20 protein-coding genes are annotated in these 21,417 nt (G+C 42.3%); 8 read left to right on the top strand and 12 right to left on the bottom strand.

Going from position 1 to position 21,417, the window contains the following annotated elements; all coding sequences use genetic code 11:
* Positions 1-128: 128 nt before the first annotated feature.
* Both sufC and sufB read right to left on the bottom strand, forming a co-directional pair.
* Positions 129-899 carry a Fe-S cluster assembly ATPase SufC gene (gene sufC, locus ACQY1Y_RS23115; protein WP_002795094.1) on the bottom strand — a complete coding sequence of 257 codons (771 nt, stop codon included), beginning with the start codon at positions 897-899 and terminating at the stop codon, positions 129-131.
* 94 nt (positions 900-993) lie between these two features.
* Positions 994-2,436, bottom strand: a complete 1,443-nt coding sequence (gene sufB, locus ACQY1Y_RS23110) for a Fe-S cluster assembly protein SufB (protein WP_002738588.1) — start codon at positions 2,434-2,436, stop codon at positions 994-996.
* 223 nt (positions 2,437-2,659) lie between these two features.
* On the opposite strand from sufB, the gene sufR reads away from it, so the two are divergent.
* A complete protein-coding gene (sufR, locus tag ACQY1Y_RS23105) occupies positions 2,660-3,298 on the top strand; it encodes an iron-sulfur cluster biosynthesis transcriptional regulator SufR (RefSeq protein ID WP_002738893.1) in 639 nt (212 codons plus the stop codon).
* 10 nt (positions 3,299-3,308) lie between these two features.
* Here the strand turns inward: sufR and ACQY1Y_RS23100 are convergent, their stop codons facing one another.
* The 4 genes from ACQY1Y_RS23100 to purD all read right to left on the bottom strand — a co-directional run bounded on the left by ACQY1Y_RS23100 (position 3,309) and on the right by purD (position 8,682).
* Positions 3,309-4,019 (bottom strand): Uma2 family endonuclease, encoded by a 711-nt coding sequence (locus tag ACQY1Y_RS23100; protein ID WP_430013640.1) that lies wholly within the window; start codon positions 4,017-4,019, stop codon positions 3,309-3,311.
* A 239-nt stretch (positions 4,020-4,258) separates the two neighbouring features.
* Complete coding sequence (locus ACQY1Y_RS23095; protein ID WP_430013639.1) at positions 4,259-5,815, bottom strand: CPBP family intramembrane glutamic endopeptidase; 1,557 nt, start codon at positions 5,813-5,815, stop codon at positions 4,259-4,261.
* A gap of 178 nt (positions 5,816-5,993) precedes the next feature.
* Positions 5,994-7,220 (bottom strand): glycosyltransferase family 4 protein, encoded by a 1,227-nt coding sequence (locus ACQY1Y_RS23090; protein ID WP_430013638.1) that lies wholly within the window; start codon positions 7,218-7,220, stop codon positions 5,994-5,996.
* A gap of 196 nt (positions 7,221-7,416) precedes the next feature.
* Positions 7,417-8,682 (bottom strand): phosphoribosylamine--glycine ligase, encoded by a 1,266-nt coding sequence (gene purD / locus ACQY1Y_RS23085; protein WP_430013637.1) that lies wholly within the window; start codon positions 8,680-8,682, stop codon positions 7,417-7,419.
* 421 nt (positions 8,683-9,103) lie between these two features.
* Here purD and ACQY1Y_RS23080 point away from each other — a divergent pair, with 421 nt between their 5' ends.
* The 3 genes from ACQY1Y_RS23080 (at position 9,104) to hemJ (ending at position 12,726) form a co-directional block, all read left to right on the top strand.
* Complete coding sequence (locus tag ACQY1Y_RS23080; protein WP_430013636.1) at positions 9,104-10,468, top strand: UDP-N-acetylmuramoyl-tripeptide--D-alanyl-D-alanine ligase; 1,365 nt, start codon at positions 9,104-9,106, stop codon at positions 10,466-10,468.
* Between the two features lie 7 nt (positions 10,469-10,475).
* A complete protein-coding gene (locus ACQY1Y_RS23075; protein WP_430013635.1) occupies positions 10,476-11,426 on the top strand; it encodes a hypothetical protein in 951 nt (316 codons plus the stop codon).
* Positions 11,427-12,138: 712 nt separating this feature from the next.
* Positions 12,139-12,726, top strand: coding sequence for a protoporphyrinogen oxidase HemJ (hemJ, locus tag ACQY1Y_RS23070; RefSeq protein ID WP_002739167.1), 588 nt, complete (start codon positions 12,139-12,141; stop codon positions 12,724-12,726).
* Positions 12,727-12,829: 103 nt separating this feature from the next.
* Here hemJ and ACQY1Y_RS23065 read toward each other — a convergent pair whose 3' ends face one another.
* Positions 12,830-13,042, bottom strand: coding sequence for a hypothetical protein (locus ACQY1Y_RS23065; protein ID WP_002739415.1), 213 nt, complete (start codon positions 13,040-13,042; stop codon positions 12,830-12,832).
* 24 nt (positions 13,043-13,066) lie between these two features.
* Here ACQY1Y_RS23065 and ACQY1Y_RS23060 point away from each other — a divergent pair, with 24 nt between their 5' ends.
* The gene (locus ACQY1Y_RS23060) at positions 13,067-14,530 is read left to right on the top strand and encodes a DNA phosphorothioation system restriction enzyme (protein WP_430013634.1); all 1,464 of its coding nucleotides are present in this window, start codon (positions 13,067-13,069) and stop codon (positions 14,528-14,530) included.
* 138 nt (positions 14,531-14,668) lie between these two features.
* Positions 14,669-15,322: a transcription antitermination factor NusB gene (nusB, locus tag ACQY1Y_RS23055; RefSeq protein ID WP_193978597.1), complete on the top strand. Its 654-nt coding sequence runs from the start codon at positions 14,669-14,671 to the stop codon at positions 15,320-15,322.
* A 24-nt stretch (positions 15,323-15,346) separates the two neighbouring features.
* On the opposite strand, the gene ACQY1Y_RS23050 is transcribed toward nusB, so the two are convergent.
* Positions 15,347-15,814, bottom strand: a complete 468-nt coding sequence (locus tag ACQY1Y_RS23050) for a CYTH domain-containing protein (protein WP_002738505.1) — start codon at positions 15,812-15,814, stop codon at positions 15,347-15,349.
* Positions 15,815-15,824: 10 nt separating this feature from the next.
* Positions 15,825-16,235: a lactoylglutathione lyase gene (gene gloA / locus ACQY1Y_RS23045; protein ID WP_002738911.1), complete on the bottom strand. Its 411-nt coding sequence runs from the start codon at positions 16,233-16,235 to the stop codon at positions 15,825-15,827.
* Positions 16,236-16,336: 101 nt separating this feature from the next.
* On the opposite strand from gloA, the gene ACQY1Y_RS23040 reads away from it, so the two are divergent.
* Both ACQY1Y_RS23040 and ACQY1Y_RS23035 read left to right on the top strand, forming a co-directional pair.
* Positions 16,337-16,468, top strand: coding sequence for a hypothetical protein (locus tag ACQY1Y_RS23040; protein WP_002739126.1), 132 nt, complete (start codon positions 16,337-16,339; stop codon positions 16,466-16,468).
* Positions 16,469-16,657: 189 nt separating this feature from the next.
* Entirely contained in the window at positions 16,658-17,458 is an 801-nt protein-coding gene (locus ACQY1Y_RS23035) for a PulJ/GspJ family protein (RefSeq protein WP_430013633.1), read from the top strand.
* 55 nt (positions 17,459-17,513) lie between these two features.
* On the opposite strand, the gene trpE is transcribed toward ACQY1Y_RS23035, so the two are convergent.
* The 3 genes from trpE to ACQY1Y_RS23020 form a co-directional block, all read right to left on the bottom strand.
* Positions 17,514-19,034: an anthranilate synthase component I gene (trpE, locus tag ACQY1Y_RS23030; protein WP_002738459.1), complete on the bottom strand. Its 1,521-nt coding sequence runs from the start codon at positions 19,032-19,034 to the stop codon at positions 17,514-17,516.
* 134 nt (positions 19,035-19,168) lie between these two features.
* Complete coding sequence (locus ACQY1Y_RS23025; protein WP_002738785.1) at positions 19,169-19,594, bottom strand: photosystem I reaction center subunit II PsaD; 426 nt, start codon at positions 19,592-19,594, stop codon at positions 19,169-19,171.
* 168 nt (positions 19,595-19,762) lie between these two features.
* A complete protein-coding gene (locus ACQY1Y_RS23020) occupies positions 19,763-21,400 on the bottom strand; it encodes an ABC transporter permease (protein ID WP_002739216.1) in 1,638 nt (545 codons plus the stop codon).
* Positions 21,401-21,417: the final 17 nt, after the last annotated feature.

Genomic DNA, 21,417 nt, shown 5'->3' with positions numbered 1-21,417 from the left:
TGTAGGGTGTGGGGTGTAGGGTGTAGGGTGTGGGGTGTAGGGTGTGGGGAAGGAAACCTCTTTCATCTCTGGTGGTGAAAATTTTTTCATCGGGACTGACTACTGATAACTGATAACTGATAACTAGATTATTTAACGGCTAATACTTGTTCATCGAGGAAATCGTAGCCAGTTCTTTCTAATTCGAGGGCTAATTCTTTACCGCCACTGGTGACAATGCGCCCATCGTACATAACATGAATAACATCGGGTTCAATGTAGTTGAGCAGACGCTGATAGTGAGTGATAAGTAAAAAAGCGTTATCGGGAGTAGCTAAGTGATTGACTCCCTGGGCAACAATTCGCAAAGCATCGATGTCTAAACCGGAGTCAATTTCATCGAGAATTCCTAAAGTAGGTTCTAATAAAGCCATTTGTAGGATTTCATTACGTTTTTTCTCACCACCGGAGAAACCTTCGTTTAAACTTCTGCCAAGAAAGCTAGGATTCATCTGGACAACTTCTAGTTTTTTCTCGACTAATTCCTCAAAGTCAAAACTATCTAATTCTTCCGAACCTAAATATTTTTGTCGGGCATTATAGGCAACGCGAAGAAAATCAAGGTTACTAACGCCGGGGATTTCTAAGGGATATTGGAAAGCGAGAAAGATACCCATAAGCGCTCGTTCATCGGGTTCTTTGTCTAAAAGGTTTTCACCTTTATAAATTATTTCTCCCCCAGTTACTTCATAATCGGGATGTCCGGCAATTACTTTGGAAAAGGTGCTTTTTCCTGAGCCATTGCGTCCCATAATTGCGTGGGTTTCACCCGCTTTAATTTCGAGGTTAACTCCTTTAAGAATCTGATTTCCATCAATACTAGCGGTCAGATTTTTTACCGATAAAATTACTTCACTCATGTTTTTTTGTTGGCAACTGCAAATATTTCTAGAGACTAATTATATTTCAGCGAACACTGATAACTGATAACTGATAACTGATAACTGATAACTGTTATCCGACGGTTCCTTCTAGCTTGAGACTGAGGAGTTTATCAGCTTCGGCGGCGAATTCCATCGGTAATTTACTGAGGACATCCTTACAGAAACCACTGACTAACATAGAGACAGCATCTTCTTCGGAAATACCCCGTTGTGCGAAGTAGAATAATTGGTCTTCACCGATTTTAGAGGTAGAAGCTTCGTGTTCTACTTTAGCACTGTTGTTATCCACCTGAATATAGGGGAAAGTGTTAGCTTCGGCATTATCTCCAATCAGCATAGAATCACACTGGGAGTAATTTCTTGCTCCCTTGGCTTTCGGTCCCATTTTCACTAAACCGCGATAACTATTTTGGGAGTTACCCGCAGAAATTCCCTTAGAAATAATGGTACTCTTGGTGTTCCGGCCAATGTGAATCATTTTCGTACCTGTATCGGCCTGTTGTTTGTTATTAGTTAGGGCAATTGAGTAGAATTCCCCGACGGAATTATCGCCGACTAAGACACAACTGGGATACTTCCAAGTAATTGCTGAACCGGTTTCCACCTGCGTCCAAGAAATTTTAGAATTAACTCCTTTACACAGACCCCGTTTAGTGACGAAATTGTAAATACCTCCCTTACCATTGGCATCGCCAGCGTACCAATTTTGTACGGTCGAATATTTAATATCCGCATTATCGAGGGCGACTAATTCCACGACGGCGGCATGAAGTTGATTACTATCGTACATCGGAGCGGTGCAACCCTCTAAATAACTTACCGATGCCCCTTCTTCAGCGACAATTAAAGTTCTTTCAAATTGTCCTGTCTCACCGTTATTAATCCGAAAATAGGTGGACAATTCCATCGGACAGACGACACCTTTGGGGATAAAAACAAAGGAACCATCGCTAAAAACGGCAGAATTAAGAGCGGCAAAATAATTATCACCCACGGGAACCACAGTACCGAGATATTTCTGCACCAAGTCGGGATGTTCCTGTAAAGCTTCCGAAATAGAACAGAAAATAACCCCCTGTTCTGCTAGTTTTTCTTTAAAAGTTGTGGCGATAGAAACGCTATCAAAGATAGCATCGACAGCGACGTTAGAAAGGCGTTTTTGTTCCGAAAGGGGAATGCCTAATTTTTCAAAGGTTTCGATTAAAGTGGGGTCAACTTCTTCAAGACTGTTGAGTTTTGCTTTTTTCTGTTTGGGTGCAGAGTAGTAGATAATATTTTGATAATCAATGGCAGGATAGGAAACGTGCGGCCAACTGGGTTCGGTCATCTTTTGCCATTGATGGTAGGCCCGGAGACGAAAATCGAGCATGAATTCCGGTTCCTTCTTTTTCGCCGAAATTAGGCGAATAATCTCCTCATTCAAACCGCGAGGGATGGTTTCCGATTCGATATCGGTGATGAAACCGTACTTGTAGGGTTGGTTAACGAGGTTTTTAACGGTGGTTGCACTCATGGGGGTTAGTGTTCTCTCTACGCGGTAGGCAGGGGAGGCAGTTAAACAACTTTCCTGTTGTTTAACTTGATTATATAATAGATTAACAACAAAGCTGTTGTCAAAGTCACGGAAAATTTGAGAGGATGCTGATAAACCTCTGTTATTCAAGTTACTCTGTAGGGGTAATTGGCCGCTCCTTGACCCTCAGCAATTGTACGCTAAAGCCTCTGTTTTTGGTATCATGACCACGACTCAACCCGCCTCGACGAAAGACGATATTCTACAATATTTGCTCAAAAACGGTCAATCTACTGCCCAAGACTTGGCCGAGGAGTTAAGCATTAGTCCGCAAGCGACGCGACGCCATCTTAAGGATTTGGAGGGGGAAGGACTGATCGAATATTTTGCGGTACAAAATAAGATAGGACGACCCCAGCATATTTATCGTCTCAGTCGTCAAGGTCGTGGCCGTTTTCCCCATAATTACGATAATTTCGCCGTTTCTTTCCTCAATACTCTCGTGGAGACGGTGGGAGAGCAACAGGTGGGGGAAATTCTCAAAAAACAGTGGCAACGCAAAGCGGCAGAATATCAATTGCGCCTCGGGAAGGGGTCTTTAGGGGAAAGAATGAGAAAATTGCTGGAAATTCGCCAAGAGGAGGGTTACATGGCAGAATTAGTGGCACTGGAAGCAGAAAAAAGTTATGTCCTGGCCGAGCATCATTGCGCTATTGCTGAGGTGGCTGGTTCCTATCCCAGTATCTGTGGCCATGAATTAGAAATGTTTGCGCTGCTGCTTCCCGATTGTACGATCGAACGGACTCACTGGATCAATCAAGGTGAGCAACGATGTGGTTATCTAATTAAGTGCAAGGGATGACAGAGAAAGATTAGAGATTTTCATCGGGATTTATGCCCAATTCCCGCAGTTTAGCCGCTAATTTTGCGGATTTCTGCCTTTCCTGTTCAACTTGGGTTTCTGCCTGTTGTGCCGCTTCTGCGGGAGTGGGTACTAATTCCCCTTCGGGGGTAAAATAGCGCAATTTATTGGCAGATAAACCCAAATATAAGCCTAATTGTTGACTCCAGAGCCGTCCCTGAGCATTGGGGGTAATCGGTTGATATTGACCGCTAATTAGAGTAAATCCTTCAAATTCTAGGCTTTCTGGGTCAAACCAAAAATAATCGGGAGTGCGAAATATATCCTGATAAATTTGTTTTTTCTCCTCTCGGTCAACTTTGGCGGTACTATCGGAGAGAATTTCGATAATTAAATTGGGATATTTGCCCTCTTCTCGCCAAATTACCCAACTTCTGCGGTTGGGATTGGGATTTGTCCCCAAAACCACGAAAAAATCGGGACCACGGCAGAATTCTGACTTTTTCTGGTTGGGACTGTAATAAATGGTTAAATTGCCGGCGGCAAAATAATCTTCTCGCTCGCGCCACCACCATTCTAAACACTGAATTAATAAAATAATTTGTTGTAGATGTAGGTTACTTTCCAAGGGTGGTTCATCACTCCAAAATTCGCCTTCTGGGAAGATTATCTCGGGGTTTACATGAGACTCCACTAGGGGTAAGCTTTGAGCGATAGTCATGGTTTGTCCAACAGAGATAAGTAGGGAGGCACAATTATTTGTAGGATGGGTTAGCGGTAGCGTAACCCATGCAGGCGTTGGGTTTCATGCTTCAACCCAACCTACGTTCATCTTATATTTAATTCCACCCACCCACTTAGGTTGATATTTAATTATAAATTACAGCCTTCTCTCATCAAGATAAAGTACAAGTGTATTGGATATTATCCCTAGACTACCCCGAAAACCAGAGACTTCACCTAACCCGCACCGCTGCCCAATAAAAATAAACTTAACAGGGTGCCACCATTCCAGAGACTATGAACCAACATCGAGGATAATAAATTTTTCGAGCGGGTGTAAACAAAGCCAAGAACACAACCTAGGACGGTTAAAGGCAGCACTTCTGACAAATTTTGGTGAGCAAGGGCGAAAATCAAACTACTAAGCGCAATTGCACCCCAAACAGGCAGATAACGAGTCAAAGAAGCTAGTAAAAAGCCGCGAAAGACAATTTCCTCGAAAAAAGGAGCGGCAAGGGAAGCAGTAAAGCCAAAACAGATTAAAGCGAAGGTATTCTGGGATTCTAGGGCTAAAGTCAGCAGCGGGTTACTGCCTCCTTGTCCTTGCCAAATTAGTTGATTGAGCAAAGAAATGATAATAACCAGGGGTAAAGCGACAAAATAGCCGGCTAATCCCCAGAGAAGCCAAGGACTAAAGAGTTTAAAACGAAACCAATCGGGAGGTAAAGGGCGAAAAGGCTTGATTGCTAGGTATAAAACCGATAAACTGCTCAATGTTAAGGCTAAATAACTAACTACAACGTATATTGCTTTAGCTTCTAGGTTAAATTGTTCGGGATTGAGACTCAAGAAACTCGATAAAATCCCGAAAATTACCGGTAAAACAATTTGTCCGACGAAAAAGAAACCAATAATTATTCCCCACCAGAGGGTTTCTCCTCCCCACTTAGTTTGCCAAGCGAGACTATCATCTAGAAAGAGCAGCGCTCGCTGTTTGCGGAGCAGCCACTGCACTAATAAAAATATCAACAGCACAAAACCGATTAAACCGCCGATAAGAGGCAACAAAGCCACTAAAATTAGTTTAATTAAGGCATTAGCCGCCACTTCACTCTGTTCTTCCTCTAAAGCGAGTAAATCCTCTTGACGATTTTCGAGACTATATAATTTTTCCAGAATGATATAACGAAACCATCCTTGAAAATTGCGCTCGATTCTCGCTTCAGCATCGGCAGCAATTTGGGGGGGTTCACTGTACAATCCCTCTAACAGCAGCGCATTTTTTAAAACAGCAGGTTTATAGTTCTCAAATGCTGATTTTTCCTTGATCTCTTGCCAGATTTGCCGTGCCGAATCCAAGTCACCTTGACTAGCTTGAATGAGACTTAATTTTAGCTCTAAATCTTTTAAGGAGTTGATGTCGCGCTCAAGGGATTTTTTTTGTTCGGGATTAACTGCTGATTTTTCTAGTTCGGTGATTGTTTTTTTGGCACTTTTCTGGGCTGATAAATACTGTTCCTCGGCAGTGCTGTAGGGATCTTCACCGATCAGGGAAGTTTGCATTAATTTAAGATTAGCAAATTCCTCGCTATTAGGGTCAGCATCGCTGCTGAGAGTCGTGACTTGTAGGTTGAGATTGGTTTGATATAGTTGAATATTCGATTGGATTTGGGGCTGATTAACACTAGAAATTAAAGCTGTAACCACTGGAGTTAAAGCAATAATTGTTAAGACAAAAGCGATCGCTTGTTTGAGACTTTGCCAGGGGAGTTTTTTTGAGAAATTATCAAACATGAAAATAGTTAAGTGGGAGTTAGAGGTTAGCTGATGGGGTTTTAGGGTTTTAGGGTTTTAGTTGAAATTCCCCTATTCCCTATAGGTAGGTATTAAAAATTGTCAGATACCCCCCTTATCAAGGGGGGATTAAGGGGGGGTCTATCTTCAATTTAATTATAACTACTTACCCTAATTATTAACTAATTACTTGAGAAAAAAGATTTTCGTATTGATCCAAAGTCTTTTCAAAGGCATAATTTTCTTCCGCGTATTGTCGTCCTTTTTCTCCTAGTATAGTTGCTAAATCTGGGTTTTTGTATAGCTTTAAAATAGCTGTAGCTAATGCCTCCGGATCTTCAGGATTAATCACCAAACCACCACCACTGCGCTCGATCGCCCTAGCAGCAGTTCCAGCGGCGGGAACAGAAGCAATAATAGCACGGCCACTAGCTAATAATACCTGAATTTTGGACGGCATATTAAAGGAAATCACGTTATGTTTTTGCATCACCATACCCACATCAGCGGCGGCTAACATTTCTGGTAATTTTTCCCGGGGTTGAAAGGGTAATAAAAGCACATTACTGGCCCCCTGTTGTTGGCGATACTTTTCTAGGCGATCGAGTGCTTCTTTTTTACCAACAATTACCACTTTAATCTCAGGGATGTCAACTAAGTAAACTGCAGCATCGATCAGGGTTTCTAGGGGTTGGGTTAGGGCAATATTGCCAGAATATAAAACAACAAATTTGCCCTCAAGATGATTTTCTTGGCGAAAATAATTATTGTTTTTCGGCAGAGGTTTAATAAAGCTTACATCCACCCAATTAGGAATTTCAATAATTTTCTGACTCGGCACATTTTTAGTTAGGAGATTTTTGGTAAAACCATCGGCAATAACCGAGATTTTGCTGGCAGTTTGATAGGCAAATTTTTCGAGACGACTAAAAACCTTAATCATTTTCTCATTAGTTAATAATCCCACATGAACTGCCGCATCGGGCAAAATATCCTGTAAATTTAGAATAATCGGTACCCCATATAATTTACTCAATAAAGCGGCGGGAACGCAAACGGGTAATCCGGGGACAGTTAAGAAAATTAGATCGGGTTTTTCACCTTTGAGAGCCTGAAAGAAACTCAAAAAAACAAAGCTCAATTCAAAGAAAATTCGATTTTTTAAACTTCTTTCGGGGCGCGCCCAAACGTAGGAACGTTGAATTTTAACACCATTTCGTTCTTCTTCCAGATAGATTTTTCCGCGGTATTCGGGATCGATTTCACTATTAGGATACCAAGGAAAGGCGGTTAAAACCCTAACTTGATGACCTCTTTTAACCAATCCCTCCGCCAATTCTGTCATTAGGGGAGCAATGCCGATCGGTTCAGGATAATAGTTATAAGAATAGAGCAAAATTCGCATAGGGATGGCAATTTGGTTAGGCGATTCAGTTTCATGATTTTATCAATAGTTACTGGTTTTTTGACAAATCAGATTCGCCTTTGTCAGGGATTACCCTAGAAAGAGGTGAGCATTCGGTCAGAGAGGCGGAAAAAAGGGGAAATTGGCTAATAAATTAATCCTCAAAACCCCCTTACCCCTGCCTCAATACTGACCCTTATTTTTCCCTTACCCGGTGGCCGATATCGCGACGATAATAGATGCCCTGAAAGTGTATCCTGTTCACCGATTGATAGGCAAGTTCGATCGCCTGATTAAAATTAGCTCCCATAGCAGTGACACCCAAAACCCGGCCGCCATCGGTAAAGATATCGCCGTGTTTTAAAACCGTGCCGGCGTGGAAAACGATCGCCCCTGCGGTTTCAGCTGCCTTAATTCCCGTGATTAACTGGCCTTTTTCGTAGTGGTCGGGATAACCGGCAGAGGCAGCCACCACACAAACGGCACTACCAGATCGCCATTGTAAAGAGGGGAAATCAGTTAATTTTTGTTGAGCGCAAGCCAGCAGCAGCGGTGCCAGGGCAGTTTCCAGTAGGGGTAAAACCGCTTGAGTTTCGGGATCGCCAAAACGACAGTTAAATTCGAGAACTTTTGGCTCTCCGGCGGGGGAAATCATTAAACCCGCGTAGAGGACTCCCCGATAGTCAATGCCGCGTTTTTGTAGGGTGGCGACGATGGGGGCGAGGATGTCTCGGTTTACCGCTTCGATAATGGCGGCGGTGGCTATGGGTGCGGGGGCATAAACTCCCATCCCGCCGGTATTTTTGCCGGTATCGCCTTCACCGATGCGCTTGTGATCTTGGGCGGGTAGCAGGGAACGAAAACTGATCCCATCGGTGAGGGTGAGGATGGACACTTCTTCCCCTTCTAGGAATTCTTCCACCACGACTTTAGTAAAGCCACTGGTAAAAAGATCATCGATCGCTTCTAGGGCCATATCTACGGTTTCGGCGACAATTACCCCTTTTCCTGCGGCTAATCCGTCGGCTTTCACCACAATTGGCGCTCCTTGCTCTCGGATATAAGTTTTTGCTAATTCTGCATCGGTAAAGGTTTCGGAAGTGGCGGTGATAACTCCGGCTTCGCTCATTAATTCTTTTGCCCAGGATTTGCTCGATTCAATTAAGGCCCCGGTTTGTGTGGGGCCAAAAACGGCAATTTCCTGGGCGAGAAGATAATCGGTAATGCCGAGGGAGAGGGGATATTCTGGACCGACAACCACCAGATCGACGCTATTTTCCTGGGCAAAACGGCTAATTTCAGCAAAATCCTCCATTGCTAGGGGGATATTTTCACATTGAGGTAAAATTGCCGTTCCCCCATTACCTGGAATACAGAACACTTGTTCTACTTGAGGCGATTGTAGGAGTTTCCAAGCTAGAGCGTGTTCTCGACCACCACTGCCGATAACGATAATTTTCACGGATAGACGCAGCCTAAATGACGATGGTTTAATTATCCCCTAGCTCTGGGGTGCCATTGGCTAGAAGTTGAGATTACTTAACTTTTTAATCCTCGCTCCCCACCTGTTGAGCAATAACCCTAGTCCTACGGAAGTGATCAGATAACTGCTGTAAAGGAGTCAATTGTGATTAGATAGTAGATGCTCCCTTCTTAGGCTGTCCCTATTTTGGGTCATTCTACTGCATCGAGTTGGCTCTCTCGGACATGGGGTCAAAAATATTCACAATATTAGATTATGGGCGCAAGCGTTGCGTCCCTACATTGCACACGGTGCGATTGAGAGAGCCAAGAAGAATCGATTTTATCTGATCTAAGTCCCCGTTAAACCTCAATCTATCTTTCAGATTATTCGGAATTTACTCTAATTATTTTTACTGTCTATGCCCTGTCATTTATCCCTGAATCAACTAGCTCAATTATTGTCCTTACAAGATAAAGCTGACATAAGTTTTAGTCCCGATAGTTTAGTATCTGGCATTAATACCGATAGCCGCAGTATTGAGTCAGGACAAGCATTTTTAGCCTTAAAAGGTGATAATTTTAATGGTCATGATTTTATCGATATGGCTATCGAAAGAGGAGCAGCGGCCTTGATTGTTGATCAGCCAGTTTCGGTAAATTCTTCTAAAAATATTCCTGTATTCCTAGTCCAGAATACCCTAGAAACTTATCAGCAATTAGCCCATTGGTGGCGGAATCAATTTACTATACCCGTGATTGCTATTACGGGATCGGTGGGGAAAACCACCACTAAAGAATTAATCGCTTCCGTATTAGCAACCCAGGGAAAGGTACACAAAACCCTGGCTAATTATAACAATGAGATCGGAGTGCCGAAAACTCTCCTCGAACTGGATGAAACTCACGATAGTGTTGTAATCGAGATGGGAATGCGGGGACGGGGAGAAATTGCCCTGCTCGCTCAAATCGCCCAACCGACCATCGCAGTGATTACTAATGTGGGAACCGCTCACATCGGTCGTTTAGGCTCAGAAGCGGCGATCGCAGAGGCCAAATGCGAGTTATTGACCGAGTCTCCTTCTAGTAGTATAGCTGTTCTTAACTACGATCACCCTTTACTTACGGAAACAGCTAAACGGGTATGGCAGGGGAAAAAAATTACCTATGGCTTCTCTGGCGGCGATATAGTCGGGGAATTACTGGATTTAACTACTTTACGAGTCAATGGACTAGATTTTAACTTACCTTTATCTGGTCGTCATCACGCTTTAAATTTTATGGCAGCCTTGGCTGTAGCGAAAATTTTAGGCATCGATTGGACTTCTTTGCAACAGGGAATTAAAGTTAATTTACCCAGTGGTCGGGCTAAACGTTACCAATTAGAGCCAGATATCCTACTCCTCGATGAAACCTATAACGCCGGTCTAGAATCAATGTTAGCGGCCTTGGATTTACTGAAAGCTACCCCCGGTCAGCGTCATCTTGCTGTTTTAGGCACGATGAAGGAGTTAGGGTCTTTTTCGGAGCAATTACATCGCCAAGTCGGTGAGAGGGTGCAAAAACTAGGCATAGATCGCTTGTTTGTCTTGGTGGATGACCCAGAAGCTAAGTTTATTGCTGAGTCCGCTACTGGGGTCGATTGCGAATGTTTTCAAACTCACGCAGATTTAATTAATCGTTTAAAGGAAGTGATTGATTCAGGCGATCGCATTTTATGCAAGGCTTCCCATTCCGTCGGTTTAAATCGGGTGGTGGAGAAGTTAATCAGTGATATTGGGAGTTAGGGAAGAGATGTTAGAGAATAGAGCATTTTTTAGCAAGAATAGCCGATTAAAAACAGTTTTTTCGGGTATTTTAACGCTAATTTTCTTTTTTTCGGCCGTGCAAGTCTCTTTTGCTCAAGAATCGAGACGACTGGAGACTTATCTCCCAGATATCAGTGGTTTAGCTTGGGTGGAAGCGGATATTTTTCTAGGGGTTCACGATGCCAAAAATAAGGGCGAAAAAAGTGATCCATCTCAAGCAAGGCTGAGTCTTTTACAGCTACCTACCCAGGAAAAACCGCTATTATGGCAGGTTTTAAGGGTAGATTGGCCAAATCCAGAGGGATTGAGTAACGATCTCGAAAGTATTACTCATATTCCTCAAACTAACTTATTTTTGTTGGCTGAAAGTGGCGAGAAAAAACCTTTTCAAAGACTGTTTTTAGCAGCATACAACCAGCAACAAGTCAAGATAGTTGAGCAAATAAATTGGCCGATCGCGGTGGACAATGTAGAGGCGATCGCTGTTAGTCGGCAAGGCGATCGTTATCTATTTATCTACGCAGAACGGGCCGATAGTCAAGAGAGTACAAAGATTCGCTGGACGGATATCTCCTTCAATCCCTTAAAATTCGGGGAATTTCAGTCGGTAACTTTTCGGAGTCCTTTTGGTAGCGGTAAAAATATTCGCCCCATCTCCGATTTAGCCGTAGATAAGCAAGGTAATATCTACATAGCTTCCGCTTACGATCCAGATAGTGCGGGAGTGTTTAGAAGTGCTGTTTACCGTATCGGTCAAGTTACAGCCGATAATAGCCTAATTCTTGCCCCTAATCCCCAAAAAATTGCAGAAATCGACGGCTCGAAAGTGGAAGCGGTGACTACCAGAGAATCTCCTAGAGGTGAAGTAGAAGTCTTTATCGGTACGGATGACGAGAATTATGGCGGTTTTCTGCGACCTTTGCTCTTAGATAATTAGGGTTTGCTGTACTGAATTTAAACTGCCTATGAGAATTTTTAGTACAAATGCTCGAACTTTCTCTCCTTGCTCCCTTCTCTCCCATAATTACTCGCAGCTAGAAATCCGCTAGACCGCAGCATAATTTGTGCTTTTTGTCAAAAAAACTTTTTTTTTGCAATAAAACTACACAAAAAAAAGATCATCGTTATGGGTGAAATTGACTCATTTACCTGTCTTAATTAGGATCACCTTCTAGGTGTGGCAAGGGTTTCAACCGTTGCTGCTCAAAAAAGCACAGAAAAACCCATTATGAAATTCAGTAAAATCGCTGTAACCAGCATAACATCGTTGTTAAATAAAAATCTTTCTCAATTAATTTTTAAGAATTTGTAAATATTGCGGAATGTTAATTTAAATATTCTCAAGTTTGTGGAGTCAATAAATAATTTTTGCTTATCTTTGTCCAACATTGGGTTAGGAGACAGTTATCAGTTATCAGTTATCAGTTATCAGTTATCAGTTATCAGATGTGAGTTTTTAGTTTATTGTTTACTGAAAAAGCTCCCCACACCCCACACCCTACACCCTACACCCCACACCCTACACCCCTCTCCCTTCTCCCTGCTCCCCAATCCCCATTTTCCGTCTAAACTTTTGTATAGGGATGGTCTGGGAAAGCATGGATAACTCTTAGACTAATTAATTCGGGACTCACATCACAATATAGACTATGGCTTACTATTGGTTTAAAGCATTTCACCTGATTGGGGTAGTTGTTTGGTTTGCGGGACTATTTTATTTAGTACGTTTGTTTGTCTATCATGCGGAGGCAGCAACACAAACGGAACCCGCACAAGCTATTCTGAAAGCACAATACGAGATCATGGAGAAGCGACTCTACAATATCATTACCACACCGGGGATGATTGTCACCGTGGCGATGGCGATCGGTTTAATCTCCACAGAACCAGAAATTTTAAAATCGGGATGGTTACATATTAAATTATCCTTTGTGGCTCTTTTACTGCTCTATCATTTCTACTGTGGTCGCATCATGAAGAAGCTAGAAAAAGGGGAATGTAATTGGACGGGACAGCAATTTCGGGCCTTAAATGAAGCACCAACCCTGTTATTGGTAGTTATTGTCCTTTTGGCAGTATTTAAGAATCAATTACCCCTCGATTTGACCACTTGGTTAATTGTAGCTTTAGTGGTATTAATGGCAGTGACAATACAACTTTATGCTAAAAAACGTCGCCAAGATCAAGAAAAACTTCGGCAAAATACTCCCCAAAAAGAAGAAGTAGCGACCAGGTAAATTATCCTAATCATTCCTTAGGTTTTTAGGATAAAAGTTAAAAGTGGTTTGATAGCTGTGGGATGGACTAAAAAGACCATCCCAATTGTATAGGGAGCAACCTTTAGTTTTTAGGTTTTTGACTTTTTGCTATTTTTAAACTTATACCAAAACTATTTATAATACTGTGATGAACTGCCAAGCTATGGATTGTTTCTCCCACTTCCCACCATCCTATACCTTTTAAACAGGATTTAGTATTATAAACCTCTTGCGAACAGGAAACGCTATAAATAAAAACAATCTCCTGACGACCGACTACTAACCCTAACAACAATTTTTGATTTTTACAAGAGGTCCTATGAATAGTTGCTGGATAGATTGGGAAAAAATAACTAGGGATTTTCTCAGTTCCCGCAAAATCAAGCAAGTTGCTGAATTGCGAGGATTCTATCGAGTCAATCCTTCTGGTATTCCTAGAATTCCTCCCAATTTAGAGTTGAGAGACTACCAAAATACAGCGATTATCAGTTGGTTTCGTAATCGGGGACGAGGAACTTTAAAAATGGCCACCGGCAGCGGTAAAACCATTACTGCTTTAGCTATTGCCATGGAACTTTACGAAGCGATAGAACTGCAGGTATTATTAGTAATTTGTCCCTATCGTCACCTAGTCAATCAATGGCAACGAGAAGCGGAAAAATTTAATCTTAAACCGATTTTAGCCTACGAAAGTGTCCACACATGGCAAAGTCAACTATCGACAGAATTATATAATGTGCAAGCGGGTAATCAAAAATTTGTCACTATTTTAACTACTAACTCAACTTTTATTAGCGAGGGTTTTCAATCACAAATTAAATTTTTTCCCGATAAAACTTTAATCGTTGGTGATGAAGCCCATAATTTAGGTTCCCCCCGATTAGAAGAATTATTACCCCGTTCTTTAGGTCTAAGATTGGCTTTATCCGCCACTCCTGAAAGATATTTTGATGAGGAAGGAACCGACGCTATTCTTGATTATTTTGGGCAAATTCTACAACCAGAATTTACCCTAGCTGATGCTATTAGCAAAGGTGCTTTAGTTAATTATTTTTATCATCCAGTCTTGGTTGAATTAACCGATAATGAGGCTTTATTATACGCAAAATTGACCCAGAAAATCGGCTGGACTTTGCAGAAAAATAGTAATTTAAATGGCAATGAAAATTTAACAGCATTGCTAATGCAAAGATCGCGATTAATTGGTTCAGCGAGTAATAAATTACAGGCTTTACAACAATTGATGCAAGAGCGTTTAGATACGGATCATACTTTATTTTATTGTGGGGATGGTTATGTAGAAAATTATACGGCTAATTATCGTCGTCAGGTAGAGGCAGTTACTCATTTATTAGGCAATCAATTAGGTTATCGAGTTGCTACCTACACCGCAGAAACTTCCCTAGAAGAACGAGAAAAAATTCGCCAACAATTTGAGGAGGGTTATCTGCAAGGATTAGTGGCAATTAGATGTTTAGATGAGGGAGTAGATCTGCCATCAATTCAAAACGCAGTCATTCTGGCTAGTAGTGGTAATCCTCGCCAATTTATTCAGCGTCGCGGGCGAATATTGCGCCCCCATCCCGATAAAAAACAGGCCACTTTATTTGATATGATTGTTATGCCACCCACCTTAGATCGAGAAACCTGGGAAGTAGAAAGGAATTTATTACGCAAGGAATTAAAACGCTTTCTAGAGTTTGCTCAATTAGCTATTAATGCTCAAGAAGCTGAGACTAAATTAGGGGAGATTCAAGATAGATATTGTCTTTTGTCTCATTAAAACTTGAAAAGTTAAATCTTTGGCGGCTTTTATGCTAAAGTAGAAGTTAGTCAAAAATTGATCGCCGAGAAAAATTAACCCAACCGAATAGCGATCGATAAAGTTGTATAATTTTCTTTCCTCTCCTTCTAAACTTCTATGCCTCCCCGTCAACAACCCCGTCGCATTGCTCGAGAACTTGCCCTTTTGAGTTTAAGTCAGATTAAAGGCAATCCTGAAAACCTAGAACAGCAAACTTTAAACGATTTAATTTTAGTCGCAGTTAGAACCTTAACCCTAGAAATTCAAGAAACCTTAGAAACCGCTGCTGCTGAAATTAGTCGTGGTAATGAACGGATTCTCGCTAGTGATACTAAGGCAACAAATCTAAAAAGCGCCCAAACTATGGTAAAAGAGGCAATTTCTCTTACCCACAATGCCATTAATCGTTTAGGAACCGTGATAGATTTTCCCGAAATTGTCCAGTTATCTAGTCAGTACGAAGTGCGGGAATATGCCCTAGAATTAATCGGTACAGTCTATCGTCGTCGTGCGGAAATTGAACAGGAATTAACCGGTGCTTTAGTGGATTGGCAACTGCATCGTTTACCAAGAATCGATCGAGATATCCTGCAAATTGCCGTGGCAGAAATGCTCTATCTCGATATACCTCAAAAAGTAGCAATTAATGAGGCGATCGAATTAGCCAAACGTTATTCTGATGATGAAGGTTATCGTTTTATTAATGGCGTTCTCCGACGGGTAACGAATAAGCTAAACGAAGCAGAAAAAGCCCTATCTACCCAGAGTTAAACTGGGAGAAAATTAATACTACAATCACCACATTTTATAGGGAAATTTCTGTAAATTGCTATTGTAGTATCGCTCATCTCCCGTGACTTCTTCGCCGATCCAATCGGGAATAGTAATGACTTGATCCTCTTGTTCTAACTCAATTTCAGCCATAATCAAACCTTGATTATCTCCCAAAAATTCATCAACTTCCCAAGTTAAATTATCCAGAGAAATGCGATGACGAATCTTTTCAATTAAAGGTTTTTTACAGAGGTTTTCTAACATGAGCGCCGCATCTTCTAGGGGAATTACATACTCGAATTCCTGACGACTAATGCCCTCAGTCTTGCCTTTAATGGTTAAATAACCCCGCTCTCCAACCACACGAACCCGCACAGTTGTCAATCCATCTTGGGTAGGAATATATCCCTGACGATACAACTTGCCAGGAGCAAGCGATCGCCAGTCATCCCCTTTAACCAGAAATTTCCGTTCAATTTCAACAGACATAAGTTTTTGATTAAGCCGTAGTCACGGCAGCACCCTGGGTTCCTAGTTGAATTAACTCGATCTTGTAGCCATTAGGATCTTCCACGAAAGCAATCACCGTAGAACCGTGTTTCATCGGGCCTGGTTCCCGGGTGACATTGCCACCAAGAGATTGAATTTTCTCACAGGTGCTATAGATATCATCCACGCCTAGGGCAATATGACCGTAAGCATTACCGACCTCATAGCGATCGACTCCCCAATTATAGGTCAGTTCGATGACAGCATGATTAGCCTCATCGCCATAACCGACGAAAGCGAGGGTAAATTGACCATTGGGATAGTCTTTCTGGCGCAATAACTTCATTCCTAGCACATCGCAGTAAAATTGTAGAGATTCCTGCAAGTTATTGACCCGGAGCATGGTGTGTAAGAGACGCATGATTATTTAGATGACATCGATCGAAAAATTACCTATCCTTGATTGTAACCAGTCCTTGGGCCCTCTTATCTCCTTGAGGGTCAACAATTATACTAATACAAATGTACGGAATTAGCTGTAAAACCACTTACTCCCATAATAGCTGTGAACAAAATCAGCTCTCTGGCCATAGTTCAATTACTATCTATGGAATTTTTTTAGGCTATGATGTGGTTAGTGGTGAAGTTAGTTAGGTCAAGAAATTTTTGATCGGGAGTTTTCTAGGGAAATTTTGAAGGCAGTAGGTGGTAGTAAGTTTTCAGTGGTTTCCGAAAACACCTTTTGAGTTGATTGACCGATAGTTGAATAAAACCTCTGTGACTGCAATAAATACCAAATATTTAGGGGGGTACAGAACAGAGAAATTGGCACGGGTTAAAGCTATGCGTTTTTATTTAGGGTACATCAATCACCTAGGCCGTTTACAAAAAAAATCCGCTCGGTTGGTTCGACAAGCTCACCAACCAGTTCGACAAGCTCACCAACTGGTTCGACAAGCAGGTTTTACAATTACAGAGGTTTTACTAGCAAGTTCGATGATGCTGATTGCCATCTCGGTGGCGGGAATTGGCGTAACTAACCTGCTCAGAAGTAACTATCGAGCTAATGCTGGTACTGAAATCCAAAATAATCTTAATCGGACTCTAGAGTTTGTTTCAGACGACGTGAAACGGGCAAGAATTATCGTTGAGACTGAAGCTAATATCGTGACGACTAAAGTACCCCAAGCGCGAGCAGCAGGAGCGCGACCAGTTCTTGCTTTCCAAATTCCCGACCCCAACAATCCCAGTCAGCTGCTCCCCGACCAGATCGTTTACTATACCCAAAACAGTCAGACTGGAGATAGCTTGACCGGTCTAGTCTTGTGGCGCTATGGTCCAAACTTGGACGAAGATGGCAACTACATCACCCCCGACAATATTGCTACTTGGCAACCTTCCCCCGTCACCGATATGTTAGCAGCGACTGCTAATAACCCCAATTTTTGTGATGACCATGAGGGTTTTGAACTAATCGCCGCGGATCCTGGCGATGTGGACGGTTTTTTTGCCTGTGTTCGCAACGGTGGTGGTCAAGTGATTTTGAATGCCAACGCTGAGGTAAATCTGACTACTGGAGATACCGATAAAGATAAAGTTAAATACTCTGTCAGTACCAGAGTTTCCCCTAGAGCTACCGATTAAATATTTTTCCTCCTCATGAGGTTAAATAGAGAAGGACGATCCTGGGCTAAAAAATCTAACTTAAACAGCGAATTGCCTCCAATAAACCCCTGGCTTTGTTGAGGGTTTCTTCATACTCTTTCTCCGGCTCAGAATCGGCTACTAACCCCGCTCCCGCTTGCACAGAAACCAGATAATTTTGATTACCCTGGGGACGAACAATCATAGTGCGGATTGTGATGGCACTATTTAACTGTCCCTCGAAATCGTAGTAACCATAAACCCCTGAATAGGGACCACGACGACAGGGTTCTAATTCATGAATAATTTCCATAGCGCGAATTTTCGGGGCCCCACTGACAGTTCCCGCCGGAAAACAAGCTTTTAATAAATCCCAAGCACTTTTATTGGTTGCTAAATCCCCCACCACATTACTAACAATGTGCATAACGTGGGAATAACGTTCAATTATCATTAATTCATCCACTTTGACCGTACCTCGATCGCACACCCGGCCTAGATCATTTCTACCCAAATCCACTAACATAATATGCTCGGCAATTTCTTTGGGATCTTGCAATAAATCTATTGCTAAAGCTTGATCTTCACCGAAGTTTTGTCCCCGGCGACGGGTGCCAGCAATTGGTCTGACAGTGGCTCTTATTTTACCTAATTCGTCCCGTTCTGCCTTAACCATCACTTCAGGACTAGAGCCAATAATTTGCCAATCCTTAAAGTTATAAAAAGCCATGTAGGGAGAAGGATTAATCAGACGCAAGGAACGATATAAATCGAAGGGATGACCATGATAATTGGCATTTAAACGCTGGGAAATAACCACCTGAAAAATATCCCCCGCTTTGATATAATCCTTGGCTTTTAGGACATTTTGACAGAATTTTTCCTGAGTTGTATTGCTTTCATAAACTAATTCTTTTCCCTGACCAACTGGTAATAATTCTAGGGTTTTGGCATTAGTTGGTAGGGGTAATCGTAACTTCAGAACTAACTGTGTCACTCGATCGCAGGCCGCTTGATAAGCGGCTGCTAAATCGGGATTATTACCCCGGATATCGGCATAAGCGATCGCCCATATTTTCCGTTTAACTTGATCGAAAATAATCAGATTATCCACCTGCATCCAAATACCATCCGGTAGATCCGCATCCGTAGCGGGATAAATAGGCACTCGCGGTTCAATCCAATTAATTAATTCATAACCCCAAAAACCAAATAAACCCCCTATTCCTGCGGGTAATTGCGGCAATTTAACCGGCACAATCGGGGCTAAACATTGGGTTAAAATCTCGAAAGGATCCCCCGAAAAAATCTCTTGAGAACCATTGCGAAAAGTTTGGGTGGTGGTGTTTCCCCGCGCTTCCAATACCCAGACGGGATCGCCGCCTAAAAAGCTGTAGCGTCCCAAGGTTTCGCCCCCTTCCACCGACTCTAATAAAAAATTGTAGGCTTGATCGGCACAAACTTTATACCAGGCCGAAACGGGTGTTTCTAGGTCAGCGACCCATTCTTGATAGACAGGAATAAAGTTACCTTGGCCAGCCAGTTCACGAAAGCGATCGAAGTCGGGGAAGATCATATTTTGATGGTTCAGGAAACGGATAGCACAACACTTGTAGCCGATTGCGATCAGAGAAATCGAGAGTCGGAAGTCAAATCTTGGGGCTAAATAGCTTCTAAATCTAACTCCCCACTCTCGATTTTAGGGTTTATTTATGCTTCGTAGGGAGTGACACCAGAGAACTTAATTGTCGCTGGTTCGGGGTTTTTGCCGATATTGCGGTCTTTTTTGCCGAAAAATTCACGACCAGCGTTAACTTTTTCGGGGAAGACACCATCAGCAGGGTGGAGATACTGCACTTCACCACTGGGATAAATCCGATAGATTTTGTAATCTTCGATTTTGGGCTTAAATTTCGTCCGGAATTGGGTACCAAGAGCGAGCGCCTGTTCTTTGCGGGCCAAATAGAGGAGATTTTCGCCTTCGTTCATGATAGCGGCGCCACCGGTGGGCATTTCAAAGACTTGTTCTTTGCTGCTTGTCCAGGTGATGGCGTACTTTTCTTCCAGATCGGCTTTGGCGAGTAAACCGCCCGTGCTGCCACCGAACTTGGGAGCTTTTCCAGAAAGTTCTGTCATAGGATGTTGTTCTCTCTACACAAATAAAGAAAAGGGGTTTTAGGGAATCCTATCACTGACACCCCCCCTCTCTAGTAGTCTTGTCAAGAACTGTAACATTATTTTGTACTAGACTATAGAACTAAGCTGCTGGCCGATCGCCAACTGGTCTAGGAATCGACCACCACTTTAATCGATCGCCCGTCGGGAAATTTGCCAACTTAAAAAAATTACTGGAATTAATCCCACTAGGACAATGGCCAGGGCCGGGGCTGCTGCTTCCACCAAACGTTCATCACTGGCGTATTGATAAACGCGCACCGCTAGGGTATCAAAATTAAAAGGTCTTAAGACCAAAGTAGCAGGTAATTCCTTCATCACATCGACAAAAACTAACATAGCCGCCGTCAATAATCCCCCCGACAAAAGAGGAATATGCACTTTAATTAAAGTGGCACCAGTGCCATAGCCAAGGCTGCGGGAAGCATCATCTAAACTAGGTTTAATTTTACTTAAGCTCGATTCTAACGTGGAAAAAGCTACGGCTAAAAACCGGACAATATAGGCAAAAATTAGACAGAAAATCGTGCCGCTCAGAATTAAATTGATATTTAATCCTTGATTGAAAAAGTTATCTAATTGGCCGAGAGGAATTAAAACCCCCACGGCTATAACAATGCCGGGGATAGCATAACCAGCGGCCGCAATCCGCACAGAACCCTTAAGAGTTTTATTCGGATTAAGTCTTTCCCCGTAGGCGAGAATTAAAGCTAAAACTACCGCAATAATTGCGCTTAAACTAGCCAGAAAAAAACTGTTTAGTGACAAACTAAAAAAGTCATTATTAAAAGTTTCTTGGGCATGATTAAAGGCTAGATAAGCTAGATAAAAAGCAGGGGCAATAAACCCCAGAAATACCAGCACAAAACAGGAGATCATTGCCAAAAAACTGCGAACAAATCCTAGTTCGTACTTAGTCGGTGACTGGAAACGATTGGTCATTTCATAGTAACGAGCTTGACGACGGGAGGATTGTTCAAGGAAAACTAAAACGAGGATAAATACCATTAAAACTGTGGATAACTGTCCCGCTGCTATGCGATCGCCCATACCGAACCAAGTATTATAAATCCCCGTGGTAAAAGCATTAATACCGAAATACTGCACCGTACCAAAATCATTCAGAGTTTCCATTAAAGCTAGGGCTAATCCTGCCATAATTGCCGGTCTTGTTAGGGGTAAAGCGACGGTAAAAAAACTGCGCCAAGGGTTACATCCCAAGGAGCGACTTGCTTCCACTGTGCAGACAGATTGTTCTAAAAAACCGACCCTTGCTAACAGATAAACGTAGGGATAAAGCACCAGTATTAACATCAGAATCCCCCCCCAAAGAGAACGGATATTAGGAAACCAATAATCTTCGACACTATTCCAAGCGAAAACACTTCTTAAGAACGTCTGCACCGGACCAAAATAGTCCATCATATTGGTATAAGTATAGGCCAAGAGATAGGCAGGAGCGGCAAGGGGTAGTAATAATAACCATTGAAATTGTTGACGACCGGGAAATTGACACATCGTTATTAACCAAGCAGTGCCAACACCGATGATTAAAACACCGCTACCCACCCCACCCATTAACCAAAAAGAATTAACTAGATAATCCCAGAGAACAGTTTCGATCAGATGTTGCCAGACTTGACTGGAATTAGTTAATAAACTACTGGCCACCGATAAAATTGGCAGGGAAACAAGCAGGGCAATTAGTAAAACTGCAATTGTCCATCCCTGTCTAAAAAAAGAGCGAGATTCTTTCAGCAAAAACATTTTTAATAAGATTGTTA

This window comes from Microcystis ichthyoblabe FBCC-A1114 (genome assembly GCF_050500245.1).
In the GTDB taxonomy this organism is placed as follows: domain Bacteria; phylum Cyanobacteriota; class Cyanobacteriia; order Cyanobacteriales; family Microcystaceae; genus Microcystis; species Microcystis ichthyoblabe_A.
The sequence above is the reverse complement of the archived record's forward strand: the minus strand, read 5'-3'. Positions and strand labels throughout refer to the sequence as shown.